The organism is Brevibacterium sp. CCUG 69071 (assembly GCF_021023135.1).
In the GTDB taxonomy this organism is placed as follows: domain Bacteria; phylum Actinomycetota; class Actinomycetes; order Actinomycetales; family Brevibacteriaceae; genus Brevibacterium.
On record NZ_PGFV01000003.1, the window covers coordinates 510703 to 526337 of the forward strand.

Annotated in this window: 16 protein-coding genes and 1 tRNA gene; 9 read left to right on the forward strand and 8 right to left on the reverse strand. The window is 63.0% G+C overall.

All coding sequences use genetic code 11. From position 1 onward, the window contains the following. Nucleotides 1-14 precede the first annotated feature (14 nt). Nucleotides 15-1247, reverse strand: coding sequence for an MFS transporter (locus CV023_RS11515; RefSeq protein WP_230745808.1), 1233 nt, complete (start codon nt 1245-1247; stop codon nt 15-17). A gap of 124 nt (nt 1248-1371) precedes the next feature. Between CV023_RS11515 and CV023_RS11520 the strand changes: the two genes are divergently transcribed. After that, nucleotides 1372-1974 carry a TetR/AcrR family transcriptional regulator gene (locus CV023_RS11520; protein ID WP_230745810.1) on the forward strand — a complete coding sequence of 201 codons (603 nt, stop codon included), beginning with the start codon at nt 1372-1374 and terminating at the stop codon, nt 1972-1974. Between the two features lie 43 nt (nt 1975-2017). On the opposite strand, the gene selD is transcribed toward CV023_RS11520, so the two are convergent. Further along, nucleotides 2018-3004 carry a selenide, water dikinase SelD gene (gene selD, locus CV023_RS11525; protein ID WP_230745812.1) on the reverse strand — a complete coding sequence of 329 codons (987 nt, stop codon included), beginning with the start codon at nt 3002-3004 and terminating at the stop codon, nt 2018-2020. A gap of 136 nt (nt 3005-3140) precedes the next feature. Here selD and CV023_RS11530 point away from each other — a divergent pair, with 136 nt between their 5' ends. Further along, a complete protein-coding gene (locus CV023_RS11530) occupies nt 3141-3488 on the forward strand; it encodes a hypothetical protein (RefSeq protein WP_230745814.1) in 348 nt (115 codons plus the stop codon). 55 nt (nt 3489-3543) lie between these two features. Here the strand turns inward: CV023_RS11530 and CV023_RS11535 are convergent, their stop codons facing one another. From CV023_RS11535 to arsB, 4 genes are read right to left on the reverse strand one after another with little or no spacing between them, the layout of a single operon-like run. Further along, a complete protein-coding gene (locus tag CV023_RS11535) occupies nt 3544-3954 on the reverse strand; it encodes an arsenate-mycothiol transferase ArsC (RefSeq protein ID WP_230745816.1) in 411 nt (136 codons plus the stop codon). Continuing rightward, on the reverse strand, nt 3951-5351 hold the full coding sequence (locus tag CV023_RS11540; protein WP_230745817.1) for an FAD-dependent oxidoreductase: 1401 nt from the start codon (nt 5349-5351) through the stop codon (nt 3951-3953). The genes CV023_RS11535 and CV023_RS11540 overlap by 4 nt, the downstream gene beginning before the upstream one ends. Then, on the reverse strand, nt 5344-5787 hold the full coding sequence (locus CV023_RS11545) for an arsenate reductase ArsC (RefSeq protein ID WP_230745818.1): 444 nt from the start codon (nt 5785-5787) through the stop codon (nt 5344-5346). The genes CV023_RS11540 and CV023_RS11545 overlap by 8 nt, the downstream gene beginning before the upstream one ends. Continuing rightward, complete coding sequence (gene arsB, locus CV023_RS11550) at nt 5784-6881, reverse strand: ACR3 family arsenite efflux transporter (protein ID WP_230745819.1); 1098 nt, start codon at nt 6879-6881, stop codon at nt 5784-5786. The genes CV023_RS11545 and arsB overlap by 4 nt, the downstream gene beginning before the upstream one ends. Before the next feature lie 116 nt (nt 6882-6997). On the opposite strand from arsB, the gene CV023_RS11555 reads away from it, so the two are divergent. After that, complete coding sequence (locus CV023_RS11555) at nt 6998-7345, forward strand: ArsR/SmtB family transcription factor (protein ID WP_230745820.1); 348 nt, start codon at nt 6998-7000, stop codon at nt 7343-7345. Between the two features lie 117 nt (nt 7346-7462). On the opposite strand, the gene chrA is transcribed toward CV023_RS11555, so the two are convergent. Continuing rightward, nucleotides 7463-8689: a chromate efflux transporter gene (chrA, locus tag CV023_RS11560; protein ID WP_230745821.1), complete on the reverse strand. Its 1227-nt coding sequence runs from the start codon at nt 8687-8689 to the stop codon at nt 7463-7465. Between the two features lie 47 nt (nt 8690-8736). Between chrA and CV023_RS11565 the strand changes: the two genes are divergently transcribed. Then, nucleotides 8737-9408, forward strand: coding sequence for an arsenate reductase/protein-tyrosine-phosphatase family protein (locus tag CV023_RS11565; protein ID WP_230745822.1), 672 nt, complete (start codon nt 8737-8739; stop codon nt 9406-9408). 89 nt (nt 9409-9497) lie between these two features. On the opposite strand, the gene CV023_RS11570 is transcribed toward CV023_RS11565, so the two are convergent. Continuing rightward, a complete protein-coding gene (locus CV023_RS11570; protein ID WP_230745823.1) occupies nt 9498-9851 on the reverse strand; it encodes a helix-turn-helix domain-containing protein in 354 nt (117 codons plus the stop codon). Nucleotides 9852-10008: 157 nt separating this feature from the next. Between CV023_RS11570 and CV023_RS11575 the strand changes: the two genes are divergently transcribed. The 5 genes from CV023_RS11575 (at nt 10009) to selB (ending at nt 15391) form a co-directional block, all read left to right on the forward strand. Further along, nucleotides 10009-11535: a SulP family inorganic anion transporter gene (locus tag CV023_RS11575; protein WP_230745824.1), complete on the forward strand. Its 1527-nt coding sequence runs from the start codon at nt 10009-10011 to the stop codon at nt 11533-11535. 118 nt (nt 11536-11653) lie between these two features. Beyond that, nucleotides 11654-11803 (forward strand): recombinase family protein, encoded by a 150-nt coding sequence (locus CV023_RS19150; RefSeq protein WP_350309906.1) that lies wholly within the window; start codon nt 11654-11656, stop codon nt 11801-11803. Nucleotides 11804-11930: 127 nt separating this feature from the next. After that, nucleotides 11931-12025: transfer RNA gene (locus CV023_RS11580), tRNA-Sec, on the forward strand. A gap of 82 nt (nt 12026-12107) precedes the next feature. Beyond that, the gene (selA, locus tag CV023_RS11585; protein WP_230745826.1) at nt 12108-13541 is read left to right on the forward strand and encodes an L-seryl-tRNA(Sec) selenium transferase; all 1434 of its coding nucleotides are present in this window, start codon (nt 12108-12110) and stop codon (nt 13539-13541) included. Beyond that, nucleotides 13538-15391: a selenocysteine-specific translation elongation factor gene (gene selB, locus CV023_RS11590; protein WP_230745827.1), complete on the forward strand. Its 1854-nt coding sequence runs from the start codon at nt 13538-13540 to the stop codon at nt 15389-15391. Before selA ends, selB begins: the two co-directional genes overlap by 4 nt. Nucleotides 15392-15635 lie beyond the last annotated feature (244 nt).

A 15635-nucleotide genomic window follows, 5' to 3' on the forward strand; every position in this document is an offset into this window, starting at 1 on the left:
CGGCGGCGAATCGATCAGCGCGTGGGTTCGACTTCGCCGAGGTGGGTGAGCGTTTCCTCCACTCCGGTGGAGACCCGTGCGATGAGTACCGTGGGAATGATGAGAATGAAGCTGACGATGCCCATGCTCACTCCAAAGGCCGGAATTCCCGCACCGTCGATGACCCACGCGCCGATGATCGGAGCAAAGCTCGAACCGACGATGTAGGCGCCGATGAGAGGACCGGACCATCTGCCCCGCGCGTCGAGTCCGGCCGCGGTGGCGATGAAGAGGACGAACGCGAAGGCGTAGATGGTGTTGACGACGACGATGAGCACAGCCAGCGTCTGAGGATCACCGGTCAGACCGATCCAGATCTTCGTCGCCCCGCCGAGGAGGAGGGCGATTGCCAGCGGCACTGCCCGTCCGATCCGGCGACCGCTCAGTGTCACGATCACCATGGCGCCGGCCCCGACCCCCGCTGCCGCGCTGAGAGCGAACCCGAGACCTTGTTCGCTCAGGCCGGCAGCGTTGCCGAGGGTGGGAGCAAGTGTCCACACTGCGTCTTCGCTGGTGCCCCAGAGAGGGAACACGATGAGCACTCCAATCCCGGCGAAGAGCACACGTCGCGGTGCATTCGTCGGTACCGTCGGAGACTCGTCCGCAACGTCAACGATCGCGAGCTCCGGAGTGTTGGGTAGCCAGATCGTGACGGCGAGAGCTATTAGAGACAACAGCGCAAGTGCCCCGAACACATTCGCCTGCGCAAGACCGAGCATCGGGATGACGGCAAGCACCACCATGACCAACAGACGATTGACCACTCCGCTCGTCGCACTCACCCGATTGGGGTTGCGCAGTGCTGCGATAGCGGCTCCCGAAGTCGAAATCGCAGTACCGACACCGATGGCGCCGAGAATGAAGGTCGCTACGACCCAGCCGGAGTGTGTGACAATCGCGGCCGCTCCGAAGCCGACGACCGCAACGATGAGTCCGACCGCGGCCAAAGATCGACGATGTGATCCTGCTGCAGCGCGTGATGTCGCCAGTCCGATCACAGCCGATGCGAAGAGTCCCCACGTGAGGATGTTTCCCGAAGCGACGACATCGAACCCGACCTGCTCGAAGACCGACATGATCAGCGGCGCAAGATTGGCCATCATCAGGCCAGCCAGCGAAACGAGGAAAACGGCACTGCCGTTGCCCATACGCAGCGGGACGCGTGGGTCGTCGACGGGTGACAGCTGGCGCGCAGGTGCAGAACTCATGGGGGCCTCTCTGCCCGGGGAAGAACGACTATTAAACGAAAAGTTTTCGGTTAACTAGAATAGTGCATGCAGTGAGAGAGAATGTCAACCAGATCACATCGTCGTCTGAGAGAGAGACTGCTTCATGGCTCGACCGGTATCACCGCTTCTCAGCCCGGAGAAGATCGCGTCTGCCGCGATTGAGATGGTCGATGCAGGGCACGAGCTCAAGATTCAACCCTTGGCCAAAAAGCTCGGAGTCAGTCTGTCCTCGCTCTATCACCACGTGGATGGTCGCGAAGGCATCATCCAGGCGATGCGCGAAGTCCTCAGCAGGCAATACGAATTCAACCCCTCTATCGGAGAGGCATGGAGAGATTCGCTGCGGGAGGGGGTGAATGCTCTTTGGCGGTTGTATTCGGACCACCCGCGGGTGATGATCCATCTGCTCGGGGTCACCATTCACGAATCGGACACAATGCGACTCTACGAATCTCTCGTCGAGTGTCTGCAGAAGTCGGGATTGCCCGACAGTGAAGTTCTCACCACTTTGGAAGTGCTGGATGCATTCGCGTTCGGAGCTGCACTTGACGCACTCTCGCCGACGACGATCTTCGCGCCAAAGGATGCGGGATCGCCGATGTCCGAACTGCTCAGACAGCATCCGTCGGGCCGAGAGCGGAACGAGCTGCTCTACAAGCGCGGCCTCGACATCATCTTCGCGGGAATCGAATCACGAATAGGATGAACCGCGCGCCTTGCGCTGCCGGTCACGGATCTCTGAAATCGAACTACCGCACGTGGACGCCCGAGCCGGCGACGATCTCGCCGATGACCGGATAACCCGGAAGCTCGCCGACAACGAGCAGTCCGCCCGAGGTCTGGGCGTCTGCCAGCAACAACAGATCGTCCTGGGCCACCGAGTCGTCCGCGCTCAGGTGAGGGCGCACCCAATCGAGGTTGCGCCGGGTACCGCCGGAGACGTACCCATCGGCGATCGACTCGTCGACTCCGTTGAGGCGGGGCACCGCGGCCGCGTCGATGACCGCCCCGACCCCCGAGGCTCGAGCCATCTTGAACAGGTGACCGAGCAATCCGAAGCCGGTGACATCGGTCGCCGCCTTGATGCCCGCAGCCACGGCGGCCCGCGATGCCTCGGCGTTGAGCTCGGCCATTGTCGCCACGGCCTCGTCGAAGTACTCGCCGGTCTGCTTATGGCGGTTGTTGAGGATCCCCACGCCGATGGGTTTGGTCAGGGTCAACGGCAGGCCCGCCTCGGCGGCGTCGTTGCGCATGAGCTCACCGGGGTGGGCGATGCCGGTGACGGCCATGCCGTACTTGGGTTCGGGGTCGTCGATCGAGTGCCCGCCGGCGACTGGGCAGTTCGCCTGTCCGGCGACGTCGAGCCCGCCGCGCAGCACCTCGGTGAGCAGCTCCATCGGCAACTTCTCCCGGGGCCAGCCGACGAGGTTGATCGCCGTGACCGGCGCCCCGCCCATCGCGTAGATGTCGGAGAGAGCGTTGGCGGCGGCGATGCGGCCCCAGTCGTAGGCATCGTCGACGACTGGGGTGAAGAAGTCTGCGGTCGAGAGCACCGCAAGATCGTTGCGAACGAGGACCGCCGAAGCGTCATCGCCGTCATCGAGGCCGACGAGGACCTCTGGCGCACTCTGTCCGGTCAGGCCCCTGACCGCGTCCTCGAGCTCGCCCGGCGGGATCTTGCAAGCGCAGCCTCCACCGTGAGCCAATGAGGTCAGGCGTTCCTGGGTGGCAGTCATACGGTGAGACTAACATCAAGGCGCAACAGCCCCGCAGAGCCGGCCCGATTGGCCTAAGAACTCCTCGATTGGAGTCCGTCAGCCCGCCCGCACCCAAGGGACCTCCGCGCTTCATCGCGGGTGCGCACTCCTGCACATGCAGGCCACGCTGGCGACCTCACAGGCAGCATGGCTGTCCGCCGTTGACGAGTGGATCAACGATCTCGATATGCGCTCAGACGGCCGCGAGATCCGCCGCAGGGTCGCCCGCATCCTCGGTTTCGACGTCGACTGGAAGACCCTGACGACGAGTATATTCACCTGGGCAGCGATGGCTGATCCCGCCGGTATTAAGCTCACACTGCCGACCCACCCCTGGATGCGAACAACTGGATCGATGGCCACTAGGCACATATCAAGGCGCCTCTTCCCGGAAGATTCTTCTCGGGTGGTCGGGGGCGCTGTTTCGAATGTGGCGTGGCCGGTCTCGATGCCGATGGTGTAGATGTCCTTGACCGCGGGCCAGTCCGAACTGATAGTCCCGCGAATATGGATGTCGCTCATGGCGCTAGTTGTGTGTGAAGGTTCTCGACTCGCTTTTTGATGTCTTCGCGAACGAGGCGCATGCGCTCAATGCCCTCGATTCCCCGCTCAGACGGTTCGGCGGTATCCCAGTTCTCGATTTGCGTGCCTTTGGGAACGTTCACAGTTGCTTCACGGCCAAGGGCGATGACGATATCGGCGGCTTTCAGATCAGCCTCAGTCACCGGTTTCGGCCTGCCCTGACTGATGTCGATGCCCAGCTCGGCCAGCGCCTGCACCGACAAGTCAATGAGAGCACTGCCGGACTTGGTTCCTCCCGAACGCACGTCGACCGTGTCGCCGGCGATGCTGCCCATGAGGCCGGCGGCCATCAGTGATTTGCCGCCGTTCTTCACACAGACGAACAGCACACGCAGTGGGGTCGTCATTCCGCCTCCCGAACGGCGGAGCGACCATGGGCCAGTCCCGTGGGGATGCCGATGGTCACCGGCTCTGTTGGTACGCAACAGCCTGCATCGTCCTCAACGGTCGTTGCAGGTGCGTCGCAGGAGGATCCGATATCGGCAGAGCAGACGCCGGTCTCGGGTAGGACGAGTTCCACCCTGTCGGCTGCTGTCTGATCGCCGGCGAGTGCGGCGACGATAGACCGGACTTGTTTGTACCCGGTGAACATGAGGAACGTGGGAGCCCGTCCATAGGACTTCATGCCCGCGATGAAGAAGTCCTTCTCCGGGTGAGCCAAGAGCTTGGCTCCGTGGGGTGCGACGGTCCCGCAGCTGTGATACTCCGGATCGATGAGCGGGCCCAGCTTGGTGGGTGCTTCAACAACAGGATCGAGATCGAGGCGGATCTCTCTCAAGAAATCGAGATCGGGACGGAACCCTGTCGTCGGGACTATTCGATCAACGTCGAAGGAGACCGGTCCATCAGGTGTGGTCCCGGTGACGGCGAGTCCGTCGGTGGAGTTCAGCTTAGTGATGGTCACCGAGGTGTGGACCTCGATTCGGCCGGTTTCCACGAGATGGCGCAGGCGGGCACCCAAGGCCCCGCGAGCCGGTAGACCATCCTGGTCACCGCCGCCGTAGACAGTGGAGGGATCAGCGCCGCGAATAGCCCAGGTGATGCGGGTACCCGGTGCAGTCTCGCTCAGCTCTCCCAGTGCCAGCAGTGTGTTGGCAGCCGAATGGCCGGAACCGACGACGAGGGCGTGCTGCCCAGCAAACTGGTCACGGTCGCGCCCGAGCACATCCGGCAACGGCGATGTAACACGACCTGCCTCTCTAGTAGCTGTCTCCCCGATGGCAGGAAGACCGGCTTGTCCGAGAGGGTTCGGCGACTCCCACGTGCCGGAGGCATCGATGACGGCCCGCACGTGATGATCCTCGATCTGACCGTCGGCCTTTTGTACGCGGACGAGGAAGGCCCCATTCTCGCGGCCAGGGGTGCGTGTGCGGTCCATGCCGACTCGACTGACCGCGATGACCCGGGCTTGAGTATGGATCGTCTCGCGCAACTGAGGGGTCTCAGCCAGAGGTGCCAGGTAGTCGGTGACGAGTTCTGCTCCGGTAGGCAGGTAGTCACCATCTGGTTCTTGCCAATCTGTTGACTTCAGCAGTGTGCGTGCGGCGTCGTCGATGTTGTATTTCCATGGGGAGAAGAGCCCGATGTGTCCCCAGTCGCGAACGGCGGCTGCCGGAGCTGACCCGGCCTCGAAGACTATCGGTTCGATCCCGCGTGTGCTCAGGTGAGCGGCGGCGGCCAGGCCGATGGGTCCGGCACCGATGACGGCGACGGGCAGGTCTGTGACTGGTGTGTTCTCATGCATGATGGTCATCCGTAGAAGTAATGGTGGGCAGTGACAGGGTTGTGAGGAGAGTAGTGATTCGGTTGCGAATGTCATCGCGGATGGTGCGGACTGCTTCGATTCCCTGTCCGGCTGGGTCATCGAGGTCCCAGTCTTCATAGCGCTTACCTGGGAAGATCGGGCAGGCATCTCCACATCCCATGGTGATGACCACGTCCGAGGTTTTCACTGTGTCCGGTGTGAGAATTGTGGGCTGCTGGTCGGTGATGTCGATGCCTACTTCTGCCATGGCTTCGATGGCGACAGGATTGAGCATGTGCGCTGGTTCGCTGCCAGCGGAGCGAACCTCGACCTGATCGACTCCGAGTTCGCGGAGGTATCCCGCGGCCATTTGGGATCTGCCTGCGTTGTGGACGCAGACGAAGAGGACAGTAGGTGTTGGGGTTGGTGATGTCATCTCTGCGGCTCCAGACTTCTAGCGTGTTCGGGGAAGAAGCGGCGGCGCGCCCACAGGGCGACGTAGACAAGTGCGACGAGGATGGGGACCTCGATGAGTGGACCGACGACACCAGCCAACGCCTGCCCGGAAGCCACACCGTATGTCCCAACGGCCACGGCAATGGCGAGTTCGAAGTTGTTACCCGCAGCAGTGAACGCCAGCGTGGTCGTCTTCTCGTACCCGAGTTTAAGGCCACGACCTACGACCATTCCGAGGGCGAAGACGACAAAGAAATAGACCAGTAACGGCAAAGCGATACGCGCCACGTTCAAAGGGTTCGAGGTGATCTCATCTCCCTGGAAGGCGAAAAGCAGGACAATCGTAAACAGCAGTCCGCAGAGCGCGAATGGCCCGATCTTGGGTAGGAACTGGTCTTCGTACCAGGTCCGGCCTTTGGTCTTCTCGCCGATGGTGCGTGTGAGGAAACCTGCCAGCAGTGGGATGCCGAGGAAGACGAGAACGCTGAGAGTGATGGCCCAGAAGGAGAACTCGCTGCTGGTCGTCGGCAGTCCGAGGAGGTTTGGCAGCCACTGCAGGTAGAACCAGCCGAGGAGTCCGAAGGCGAGGACTTGGAAGACCGAGTTGATCGCGACGAGGACGGCGGCGGCTTCGCGGTCACCGCAGGCGAGGTCGTTCCAGATGAGGACCATGGCTATGCAGCGGGCGAGGCCGACGATGATCAGTCCGGTCCGGTATTCGGGCAGATCGGGGAGGAAGATCCAGGCGAGAGCGAACATGAATGCTGGCGCAGCCAGCCAGTTGATGATCAGCGAGGTGATCATCAACTTCTTATCGCCCAGGACCCGGCCGGTTTCGTTGTAGCGGACCTTGGCCAGCACCGGATACATCATCACCAGCAACCCCACCGCGATTGGCAACGACACATCGGCGACCTTCACCGAGTCCAACGCGGCTCCGATGCCCGGTACGAGGCGACCGAGAAGCAGGCCGAGGCCCATGGCCGCGATGATCCAGACCGGTAAGAAGCGGTCGAGAGTCGATAGTCTTGCGGGGCCCGGTTCGGTAGTGCGGGCTGTCGCGGAGGCGCTCATGGATCTCCTCTAAGGCCAGATTGTCGGTGATTCACACTCAAACATCGATGGTTGTCGATATGAGTCTAAACGCTTCGTATCGACATGTGTCAATGTATAGGCATAATGGAAGAGTGATGACTGAACAGACACTGCCCACACCGGCCCTAGCCACCTGCTGCACGTCGCTGACCGCCGAGCCGATCAGTCAAGCCGACGCGCAGGAATTCGGCCGGATATTGAAGGCCATAGCTGATCCGACCAGGTTGCGACTGGTGTCTCTGGTCTCGGCGCACGAAGACAAGGAGGCATGCGTCTGCGACCTCATCGAGCCAGTGGGCTTAGGGCAGCCGACTGTCTCCCATCATTTGAAGATCCTCGTCGAAGTCGGAGTCCTCCACCGGGAGAAGCGAGGTGTCTGGTCATACTACTCACTGAAATTCGACACCCTGGAACGGATCGCCTCCTTTCTCTCCCCAGTATGAGCACGGCCGGAACGGAATATTATCTGGAGCGAACGCACTTTCAGCCACAGCATGCTCGCCAATCTTCGTGCCACCCGAATGCCCAGACTCCGGAACTCGGAAGCTTCGACGTCTTCCTCACAAGAAGATCAGCCCGACCAGGCCAGCGCCAATGACCGCAGCCCAGGCCGGTAAGTTCCACTTCGTTTGAGCGATAAACACCACGACCGCCAGCGCCAAGGTCGTCGGTGAAGTGATGCCCTGAGCAAATACCGGGTCGTAGAGAGCCGCGGCAAGAATGCCGACGACGGCACCATTGATGCCCATCAACGCCCGGCGAGCCCAACGAGCGTGGCGGAGACGCTCCCAGAACGGCAGAGCCCCGATTGTCAACAGGCCTGCAGGCAGAAAAATCGCGACAAGCGCGATGGCCGCTCCGATCAGTCCAGTCGGCCCAGTCGTCGTGGAGGCTCCCAGGAATGCAGCGAAGGTAAACAGTGGTCCCGGGACTGCTTGCGCGGCACCATATCCGGCCAGAAAGGTGTTGTGCTCGACGAGACCGGTTTGGACCGTCTCGGCATTCAAAAGCGGGAGCACCACGTGTCCACCACCGAAGACAAGCGACCCCGAGCGGTAGAACACGTCCAGCAATCGAAGGCTCGGATCGCCTGTCATCGCAGCCACGATCGGCAGCAACGCCAACAGCACGATGAACGCTGTCAGTGCGGCCACACCCATAGTCCGAGAAACCCGGAAGCCCAGATCGTGGCGCGGGCCCTCGTCGTCGACACCGTCACCGCGGAGCCACACCAGGCCAACGAGTCCGCCGATGACAATCGCGAGGCCTTGCACGGCCGAGTTCGGTACGAGGAGCACGATGATCATCGCGGCTCCTGCAATCGTGGCGCGTTTGGCATCCGGCGTGAGATTTTTCGCCATCCCGAACACTGCCTGCGCCACGACTGCCACCGCTGCTGCTTTCAATCCGTACAGCCATCCCGAGCCGGCTAGATCACCGAAACTCGCAAGACCAATGGCGAAGGCGACCATAAAGATTGCCGAGGGCATGGTGAAGGCGAACCATGCCGCTAATAGCCCGCCGATACCGGCCCGTTGCAGACCAATCGCCATGCCAATCTGGCTGGAAGCTGGGCCGGGAAGAAACTGACACAACGCCACCAAGTCCGCATATGCTCGGTCACTGAACCACTGGCGGCGCTCGACGAACGCATCACGGAAATACCCCAAATGCGCGACGGGCCCTCCGAAGGATGTCACTCCCAGACGGAGGAACGCCCAGAACACCTCTGTGATTGCCCCGGGGTTCGTTCGCCCCGACTGTGTGTCTATCGTCGAATCATTCATCGCCACCACCTTGACCTCGATGCGATGTTTCAGTCAACATTGAGACAATGAATGATGAGAGAACTTCGGTCGTGCGTCGTTCTGCGCTCCATGCCGCCTTAGGAGATCCCGCACGCCTGCAAGTCATTGATCTCCTTGTGCTTGGCGACCGATCCCCGAGTGAACTCATTGCTCGGCTCGATCTGTCGTCGAACTTGCTCACTCACCATCTCGGCGTCCTGGAACGGGAGGGGCTCATCTCTCGGTCCCCGTCAGAGGGCGACCGTCGTCGCAGTTACATTCGCCTTCACAGGGAGGTCTTGGACCGTCTGGGCGACTATCGTGGCCCCTGTGCCCAGCGGATCGTCTTCATCTGTACGGGCAACTCGGCACGCTCGCCTTTGGCCGCAGCCCTCTGGTCCCGTCGTAGCACTATTCCGGCAACATCGGCGGGTACACATCCCGCACGTGCTGTGTCGCCACTTGCGCAGAGGATTGCTGCGCGACACGGCCTTGACATCAGCACACATCGCCCACGTTCTATCGAAAACACAGCCGGGCCGGAGGACTTGCTCGTGACTCTCTGCGACCGCGCCCATGAAACTCTCCGCGACGTCAGCGTCATCCATTGGTCTGTTCCCAATCCGAGCACGAACGGAACCGAGCAAGACTACGAGAGGGCCTTTGGGGACATCAGCACTCGCCTCACCACACTTAGCAGGCAGTTGACAGCTCACTGATCATTGGCAACTAGACAGCCTGGGTGGCTTGATGCGGAGCCCACCCCTGACCGTCAGCGTCCACGAGGCCGAATCCAGGGTCGGTGAACTCAGTTGAGACGGTTACGTAAGATTCCAAGAAATTCGTCAGCGCGCTCAACCTGCCTTGCCAGCTTCTCCCGCTTGGCCACGGCATCATCGAGCAGCGCCACGAGTTGCTCTCGTGCACTACTGCGTTCGGCATTAGGTGCGCTGCTTTCGAGGATGTCGAGCAGGGTCAGGAGTTCGCCCATCTCGCCGGTGGTGTAGTTCAGTGCCTTCATGCGACGAATCGTCATCAACCGGCGAAAATCCTCATCTGTATAGACGCGGAACCCTCCTTCGGTTCTCCCCGTGGCAGGGATGAGGCCGATCTCTTCGTAATGACGCAAAGTGCGCGAGGACATTCCCGATTTCTCTGCCATCTCCCCAATGTGCACAACGATCCCCTCGATTGACGCCGTATGAATCCTGCCTCCGGCACGGTTTGCCTCAACTCTAACGCAACGTTAATGTTGAATGTGAACTCTGACATCACGTGAAGGTTCACGGACCCCCGAAAACGCGCCTGAGGAGACTGCTGTGTCCACATCCCAAATCATTCATGACAAAGACCATCCGACTCCCGACGAACGCCAAAGCGTGCGTCGGACTCTGAAACGTCCTAGCTGGCTCAAAACCGAGATTCTGGGTGGGCTCGTCGTTGCCCTGGCCCTTATCCCTGAGGCCATTGCCTTCTCGATCATCGCCGGCGTGGATCCACGAGTCGGCCTCTTCGCCTCATTCACCATGGCAGTCACGACCGCGATCCTTGGAGGCAGACCCGCGATGATCTCCGCTGCCACCGGTGCCGTTGCGCTCGTGATCGCGCCACTCGTTGCTTCTCATGGGGTCGACTACTTCATCGCTGCCGTAATCCTGGCTGGGGTTTCCCAGGTGATCCTGGCCCTTGTTGGTGCTGCCAGGTTGATGCGGTTCATTCCGCGTCAGGTCATGGTTGGTTTCGTCAACGCTTTGGCAATCCTGATTTTCATCTCCCAGGTCCCTGAACTCATTGGTGTTCCGTGGCTGGTCTATCCCTTGTGCCTGCTGGGGTTGCTCGTCGTCTTCGTCCTCCCCAAGTTCACCTCTATCGTGCCTGCACCGCTTGTTGCCATCATCGTCTTAACGGTCCTTGTCGTCGTCCTGGCTCTTGATGTACCGAATGTCGGCGATAAGGGACAACTCCCCGAATCACTGCCGACTCTTCTCTTTCCGAACGTGCCACTGAGCCTCGAAACCTTGCAGGTGATCGCACCCTACGCCCTGGCCATGGCAGTGGTCGGTCTTCTCGAATCTCTCATGACAGCCAAACTCGTCGACGACGTCACCGACACCCATTCCAACAAGACCCGCGAATCCTGGGGACAAGGCGTGGCAAATATTGTCACCGGCTTCTTCGGGGGCATGGGCGGCTGCGCGATGGTCGGTCAAACAATGATCAACGTCAAAGCCTCAGGAGCTCGCACCCGCATCTCAACATTCTGCGCCGGAGTCTTCCTCCTCATCCTCGTTGTCACCCTTGGCGACGTCGTTGCCCTGATCCCGATGGCAGCGTTGGTGGCGATCATGATGTTCGTCTCCTGGGCAACATTCGACTGGCACTCCATCCGTCCCAGCACTCTGGCCAGGATGCCGAAATCCGAGACCACAGTCATGCTTGTCACCGTCATCGCTACAGTGTGGACCCATAACCTCGCCATAGGAGTCATCCTCGGCGTGATCGTAGCCATGGTCGCCTTCGCCAACCGGGTTGCTCACTTCGTTCGTGTCAACAAAGAAATCACAGAGACCTCAGGTCAGCCAACCGCCCGCTACACCGTCGAAGGTGAACTGTTCTTCGCCTCGTCGAATGACCTCTACACCATGTTCGACTATGCCGAGGACCCTGATCACATTGTCATCGATATGCACCAATCCCACCTTTGGGACGCTTCAACCATCGCTGCACTGGATTCCGTGACCGACAAATACGAACACTATGGCAAGCACGTCGACATCATCGGACTCAACAATGCCAGCCGGAGAATGCGCGTACGTCTGGGCGGATTGGCCAAGAACGGCGAATAGGCACCATCGAATGCGCAACGGTGACCCGGCGTACCGAGAAGCGTGCAGTCGACTCTTGAAATCTGTGCTCTTACCTTCTGAAAGCGACAATCCCGGCCGGTAGTAAGAGACCATCGCCTTGTGCGATCAGACGTTCGAGGACAAGCTCAGCGGAGAATCCCGCGCCGACCGCATCGGATTGCACAAACTCATCGACTACGCACGCGAGGGTGACCATATCCGTGTTGCCTGGCTGGATCAACTCGGCCGAGACACCCGAGATCTCTAGTCGATCATTGACACGCTGACTGCGGAGGGCTGCACGCTCACCTTCGCCTCGGCGAACATCATCGTCTCTAAAGTTGGATGCTCCCGATGCGGCAGCGGCCTGCGCCCGACACGGTAAGATTCTGCACGGAGGCGTCCGAGTCCTGGTGGGCTCCCCGGTCTTCAAAACCGGTGAGACCGAGCATCTCGGTCTGGCGGGTTCGATTCCCGTCCGCCTCCGCCACTACCATCGTCGACGTCGATGGACCGCACCCTAGGAACGCTCTCCCGAGCGGACCTCGACGGCAGTGAAAGGAGCGGACGCCTTGACCGAGTCGGATCCGCGCCGCAGCATCCCGCGCACCGATCACCTCCTCGCTCTGCCCGAGGTCGTCGCCGCAGCTCAGAGACTCGGTCAGTCGACGATCAAGGCCGTCATCGCAGAAGCTCAGTCCGCCGCCCGGGACGGTCGGATCACCCCCGCCGAGGTGGCCCCCACCGTCATCGATCGGCTCGGTTCCCGTTCGGCCTCCTCACTGACCCCGGTGCTCAACGCGACCGGCATCATCGTCCACACCAACCTCGGCCGGGCGCCGTTGTCCGAGGCCGCGCAGCGAGCCGTCGCGGACGCGGCCGGCTATGTCGATGTGGAGATGGACCTCGCCACGGGCAAGCGCAGCAAGCGCGGGATGGGCGCGAAGCAGGCGCTACTGCGCGCCTGCCCCGCCGCCGAGGACGCCCTCATCGTCAACAACGGGGCGGCCGCTCTGCTGCTCGCGGTCACCGCGCTGCGCGCCGATCATTCGAGCCCCCGCGGTCATCGTGCGGACCCTTCCACCGCGCGGGGGCCTCGGGCCGATGGCCCGACCGCGGGCTCGCCCGATGCGGAGGAGATCATCGTCAGCCGCGGCGAACTCATCGAGATCGGCGCGGGCTTCCGGCTGCCCGACCTGATGACGACCACCGGCGCGAGACTCCGCGAGGTCGGCACCACGAACCGCACCCACCTCGCCGACTACGCCGAGGCGATCAGTGAGGCCACCGCGAGCCTGCTCAAGGTCCACACGAGCAATTTCCGCGTCGAAGGCTTCACCGCTGACGTCGAAATCGCGGGTCTGCGCACCCTCGCGGACGAACACGGACTGCCGCTCATCGCCGACCTCGGCAGCGGACTCTTCGACCCCGACGACGCCCTGCCCGATGAACCCGATATCGCCGGGGCCCTGCGCGCCGGGGCCGACGTCGTCATCGTCAGCGGCGACAAACTCCTCGGCGGACCTCAGGCCGGCCTCATCCTCGGCCGGACCGAAGCCGTGCAGGCCATCGCGACGCACCCGCTGGCCCGGGCGATGCGCACCGACAAGCTCACCCTCGCCGCCCTCGAGGCCACGGTCGCACATGCTCAGAATCCCGTCCGCGACGCCCTCCACATCGACCTCGACCGGCTGCAGGCCCGAACCGTGCGACTGGCGGAATCCACATCGGGCACCGTCGTCGCCCACGACGGTCACGTCGGCGGTGGGGGAGCCCCCGGAGTGCCCCTTCCGGGGTGGACCGTCGAGCTGCCGGAGGCCTTCGCCGAGCAGCTGCGCCTCGGCGACCCGGCCATCGTCGCCCGCGTCCACCAGGGACGATGCCTCATCGACCTGCGCTGTGTGCCTGAGGGCGATGACGATCGGATCGCCGAGGCCATCGCCCGGATCCGCGGTCGCTCACCCGATGGGGAGGACGGCCACCGCACCCCACCTCGGCGATCATGACCGAGACCTACGTCGTCGCCACCGCCGGACACGTCGACCACGGCAAATCGACCCTGGTGGCCGCCCTGACGGGAATGGAACCGGACCGCTGGGCCGAGGAGAAGAAGCGCGGGCTGACGATCGACCTCGGCTTCGCCTGGACCACCCTGCCCTCGGGTCGCGAACTCGCCTTCGTCGACGTCCCCGGGCACGAGAGGTTCCTCGCGAACATGCTCGCCGGGGTCGGTCCCGCCCCCATCGTCTGCCTGGTCATCGCCGCGGACAAGGGCTGGCAGGCCCAGTCGAGCGACCATCGGGATGCGATCTTGGCGCTCGGCATCACCCACGGACTCGTCGTCATCACCCGGGCTGACATCGCTCCCGACGCCGTTGCCGGAACCGAGGCCCAGGTCAGAGCGCAGCTGCGGGACACTCTTCTCGCCGATGCTCCCGTCGTCACGGTTTCGGCGACCACCGGCGAGGGCATCGCAGGACTCGTTGACACCCTCGATGAGGTGACCGCGTCTGCGCCCGCCCCGGACCTCGATGCGCGACTGCGGCTGTGGGTCGACCGTGCGTTCACGATCAGGGGCGCGGGCACCGTCGTCACCGGCACGCTTGCCGCCGGCACCCTGCGCGCGGGTGAGACCGTGGAGATCTCCGGCGAGGCGATCGCGCAGACGGCCGGGGTGCGCGGACTGCAGAGCCGAAACTCCTCCGCCGAGGCGGTCGTGCCCCACGCCCGCGTGGCCGTGAACCTGCGCGATGTCCCCGCCGAGGACATCCACCGCGGCGATGCGCTCATCACCCCTGATGCCTGGCCCCTCGTCGAGGTCATCGACGTGCGTCGAACCATGGGCGTGGCCCTCGACGACGGAGCGCACGAGCTCATGCTCCACATCGGCACCGCGGCGATCCCCGTCCACCTCCGTCCCTTCGACGCCGACCACGCCCGGCTCACCCTTGATCGCCCGTTGCCGCTGCAGGTGGGTGACCGGATCGTGCTGCGCAGCCCGGGCAGCCGCAATGTCTTCGCCGGAGTCTTCGTCCTCGACGTCGATCCGCCCGAGCTCAATCGTCGCGGCGCGGGTCGTCGGCGCGGGCAGGAACTGGCCACTCGACCGGTGACCGGGGACATCCTCGCCGAGGTGGCCCGCCGCGGGGCCGTGCAGCGTCGGGTTCTCGTCCGGTTCGGTCTGCAGGTGCCGGAGAGTCTGCCGTCCGAGGTCGAGGAGCTCGCCGGGGGCTGGCTCGTCCACAGTCCCGCGCTGGAGGTCTGGATCGAGACCGCCCGGACACTGGTGGGCAGACTGCTCAAGGCGCAGCCTTTGGCGGCCGGAGTGCCGGTCAAAGCCGTCGTCGAGGCTCTCCGTCGTGCCGAACCTCCCGTGCCTGACGACGGAACCGCGACCGGGAAGCCCGGAGCCGGGCCCGCCCGCGGCCTCGTCGCGACCGTACTGTCCCGCGCCGGACTCGAGACGGTCGACGGAATGGTCCGCCCGCCCGGTCACCAAGCCGATCTCGGGGCTGCCGAAGCCGGCATCGCCGAGGTGGAGCGTCGGCTCGCGGCCGATCCCTTCGCCGCCCCCGAAGCCCACGATCTGCGCGAACTCGGCCTCGGAGTGCGGGAGCTCGCCGTCGCCGAGAAGGCAGGGAGGATCCTCCGCCTCGGCGATGGGGTCATCGTGTCTCCGCGTACTCCGGCGCAGGCGATGCGTCTGCTCGCGGGACTCGATCAGCCGTTCACGACGAGTCAGGCGCGGCAGGCGCTGGACACGACGAGGCGGATCGTCATTCCCCTGCTCGAACATCTCGACGCGCGGGGGTGGACGCGGCGGATCGGCGCCACCCATCGGGAAGTGGTGCGGTAGGACGCCGCGCTCCATGTCCGCTCGTCATCCGGTGTCGACAAATCACACCACCGGCGAATTATTGTAATACAATCATGAGTGGAATGATTGTCCGCGCCCGTTTCGGGCGTTACCGTCGATGGCATGGGTGATAACTGACTGCGATGATTCCTCGACCTCATCGGTGAGGGTCGACGGCGCCGCCGTGCATCGAATCGGCGGCCTCCGACGATGCCTCATGCGATCACAGACAACACCACCCGAA

Coding starts and splice junctions, on each gene's coding strand:
- selB (WP_230745827.1), top strand. CDS start 13,538: ATGACCGAGACCTACGTCGTCGCCACCGCCGGACACGTCGACCACGGC.
- CV023_RS11545 (WP_230745818.1), bottom strand. CDS start 5,787: ATGACATCACCAACCCCAACACCTACTGTCCTCTTCGTCTGCGTCCAC.
- CV023_RS11540 (WP_230745817.1), bottom strand. CDS start 5,351: ATGCATGAGAACACACCAGTCACAGACCTGCCCGTCGCCGTCATCGGT.
- chrA (WP_230745821.1), bottom strand. CDS start 8,689: ATGAATGATTCGACGATAGACACACAGTCGGGGCGAACGAACCCCGGG.
- CV023_RS11570 (WP_230745823.1), bottom strand. CDS start 9,851: ATGGCAGAGAAATCGGGAATGTCCTCGCGCACTTTGCGTCATTACGAA.
- CV023_RS11565 (WP_230745822.1), top strand. CDS start 8,737: ATGAATGATGAGAGAACTTCGGTCGTGCGTCGTTCTGCGCTCCATGCC.
- CV023_RS11520 (WP_230745810.1), top strand. CDS start 1,372: ATGGCTCGACCGGTATCACCGCTTCTCAGCCCGGAGAAGATCGCGTCT.
- CV023_RS11530 (WP_230745814.1), top strand. CDS start 3,141: ATGCAGGCCACGCTGGCGACCTCACAGGCAGCATGGCTGTCCGCCGTT.
- selD (WP_230745812.1), bottom strand. CDS start 3,004: ATGACTGCCACCCAGGAACGCCTGACCTCATTGGCTCACGGTGGAGGC.
- arsB (WP_230745819.1), bottom strand. CDS start 6,881: ATGAGCGCCTCCGCGACAGCCCGCACTACCGAACCGGGCCCCGCAAGA.
- CV023_RS11535 (WP_230745816.1), bottom strand. CDS start 3,954: ATGACGACCCCACTGCGTGTGCTGTTCGTCTGTGTGAAGAACGGCGGC.
- CV023_RS11515 (WP_230745808.1), bottom strand. CDS start 1,247: ATGAGTTCTGCACCTGCGCGCCAGCTGTCACCCGTCGACGACCCACGC.
- CV023_RS11555 (WP_230745820.1), top strand. CDS start 6,998: ATGACTGAACAGACACTGCCCACACCGGCCCTAGCCACCTGCTGCACG.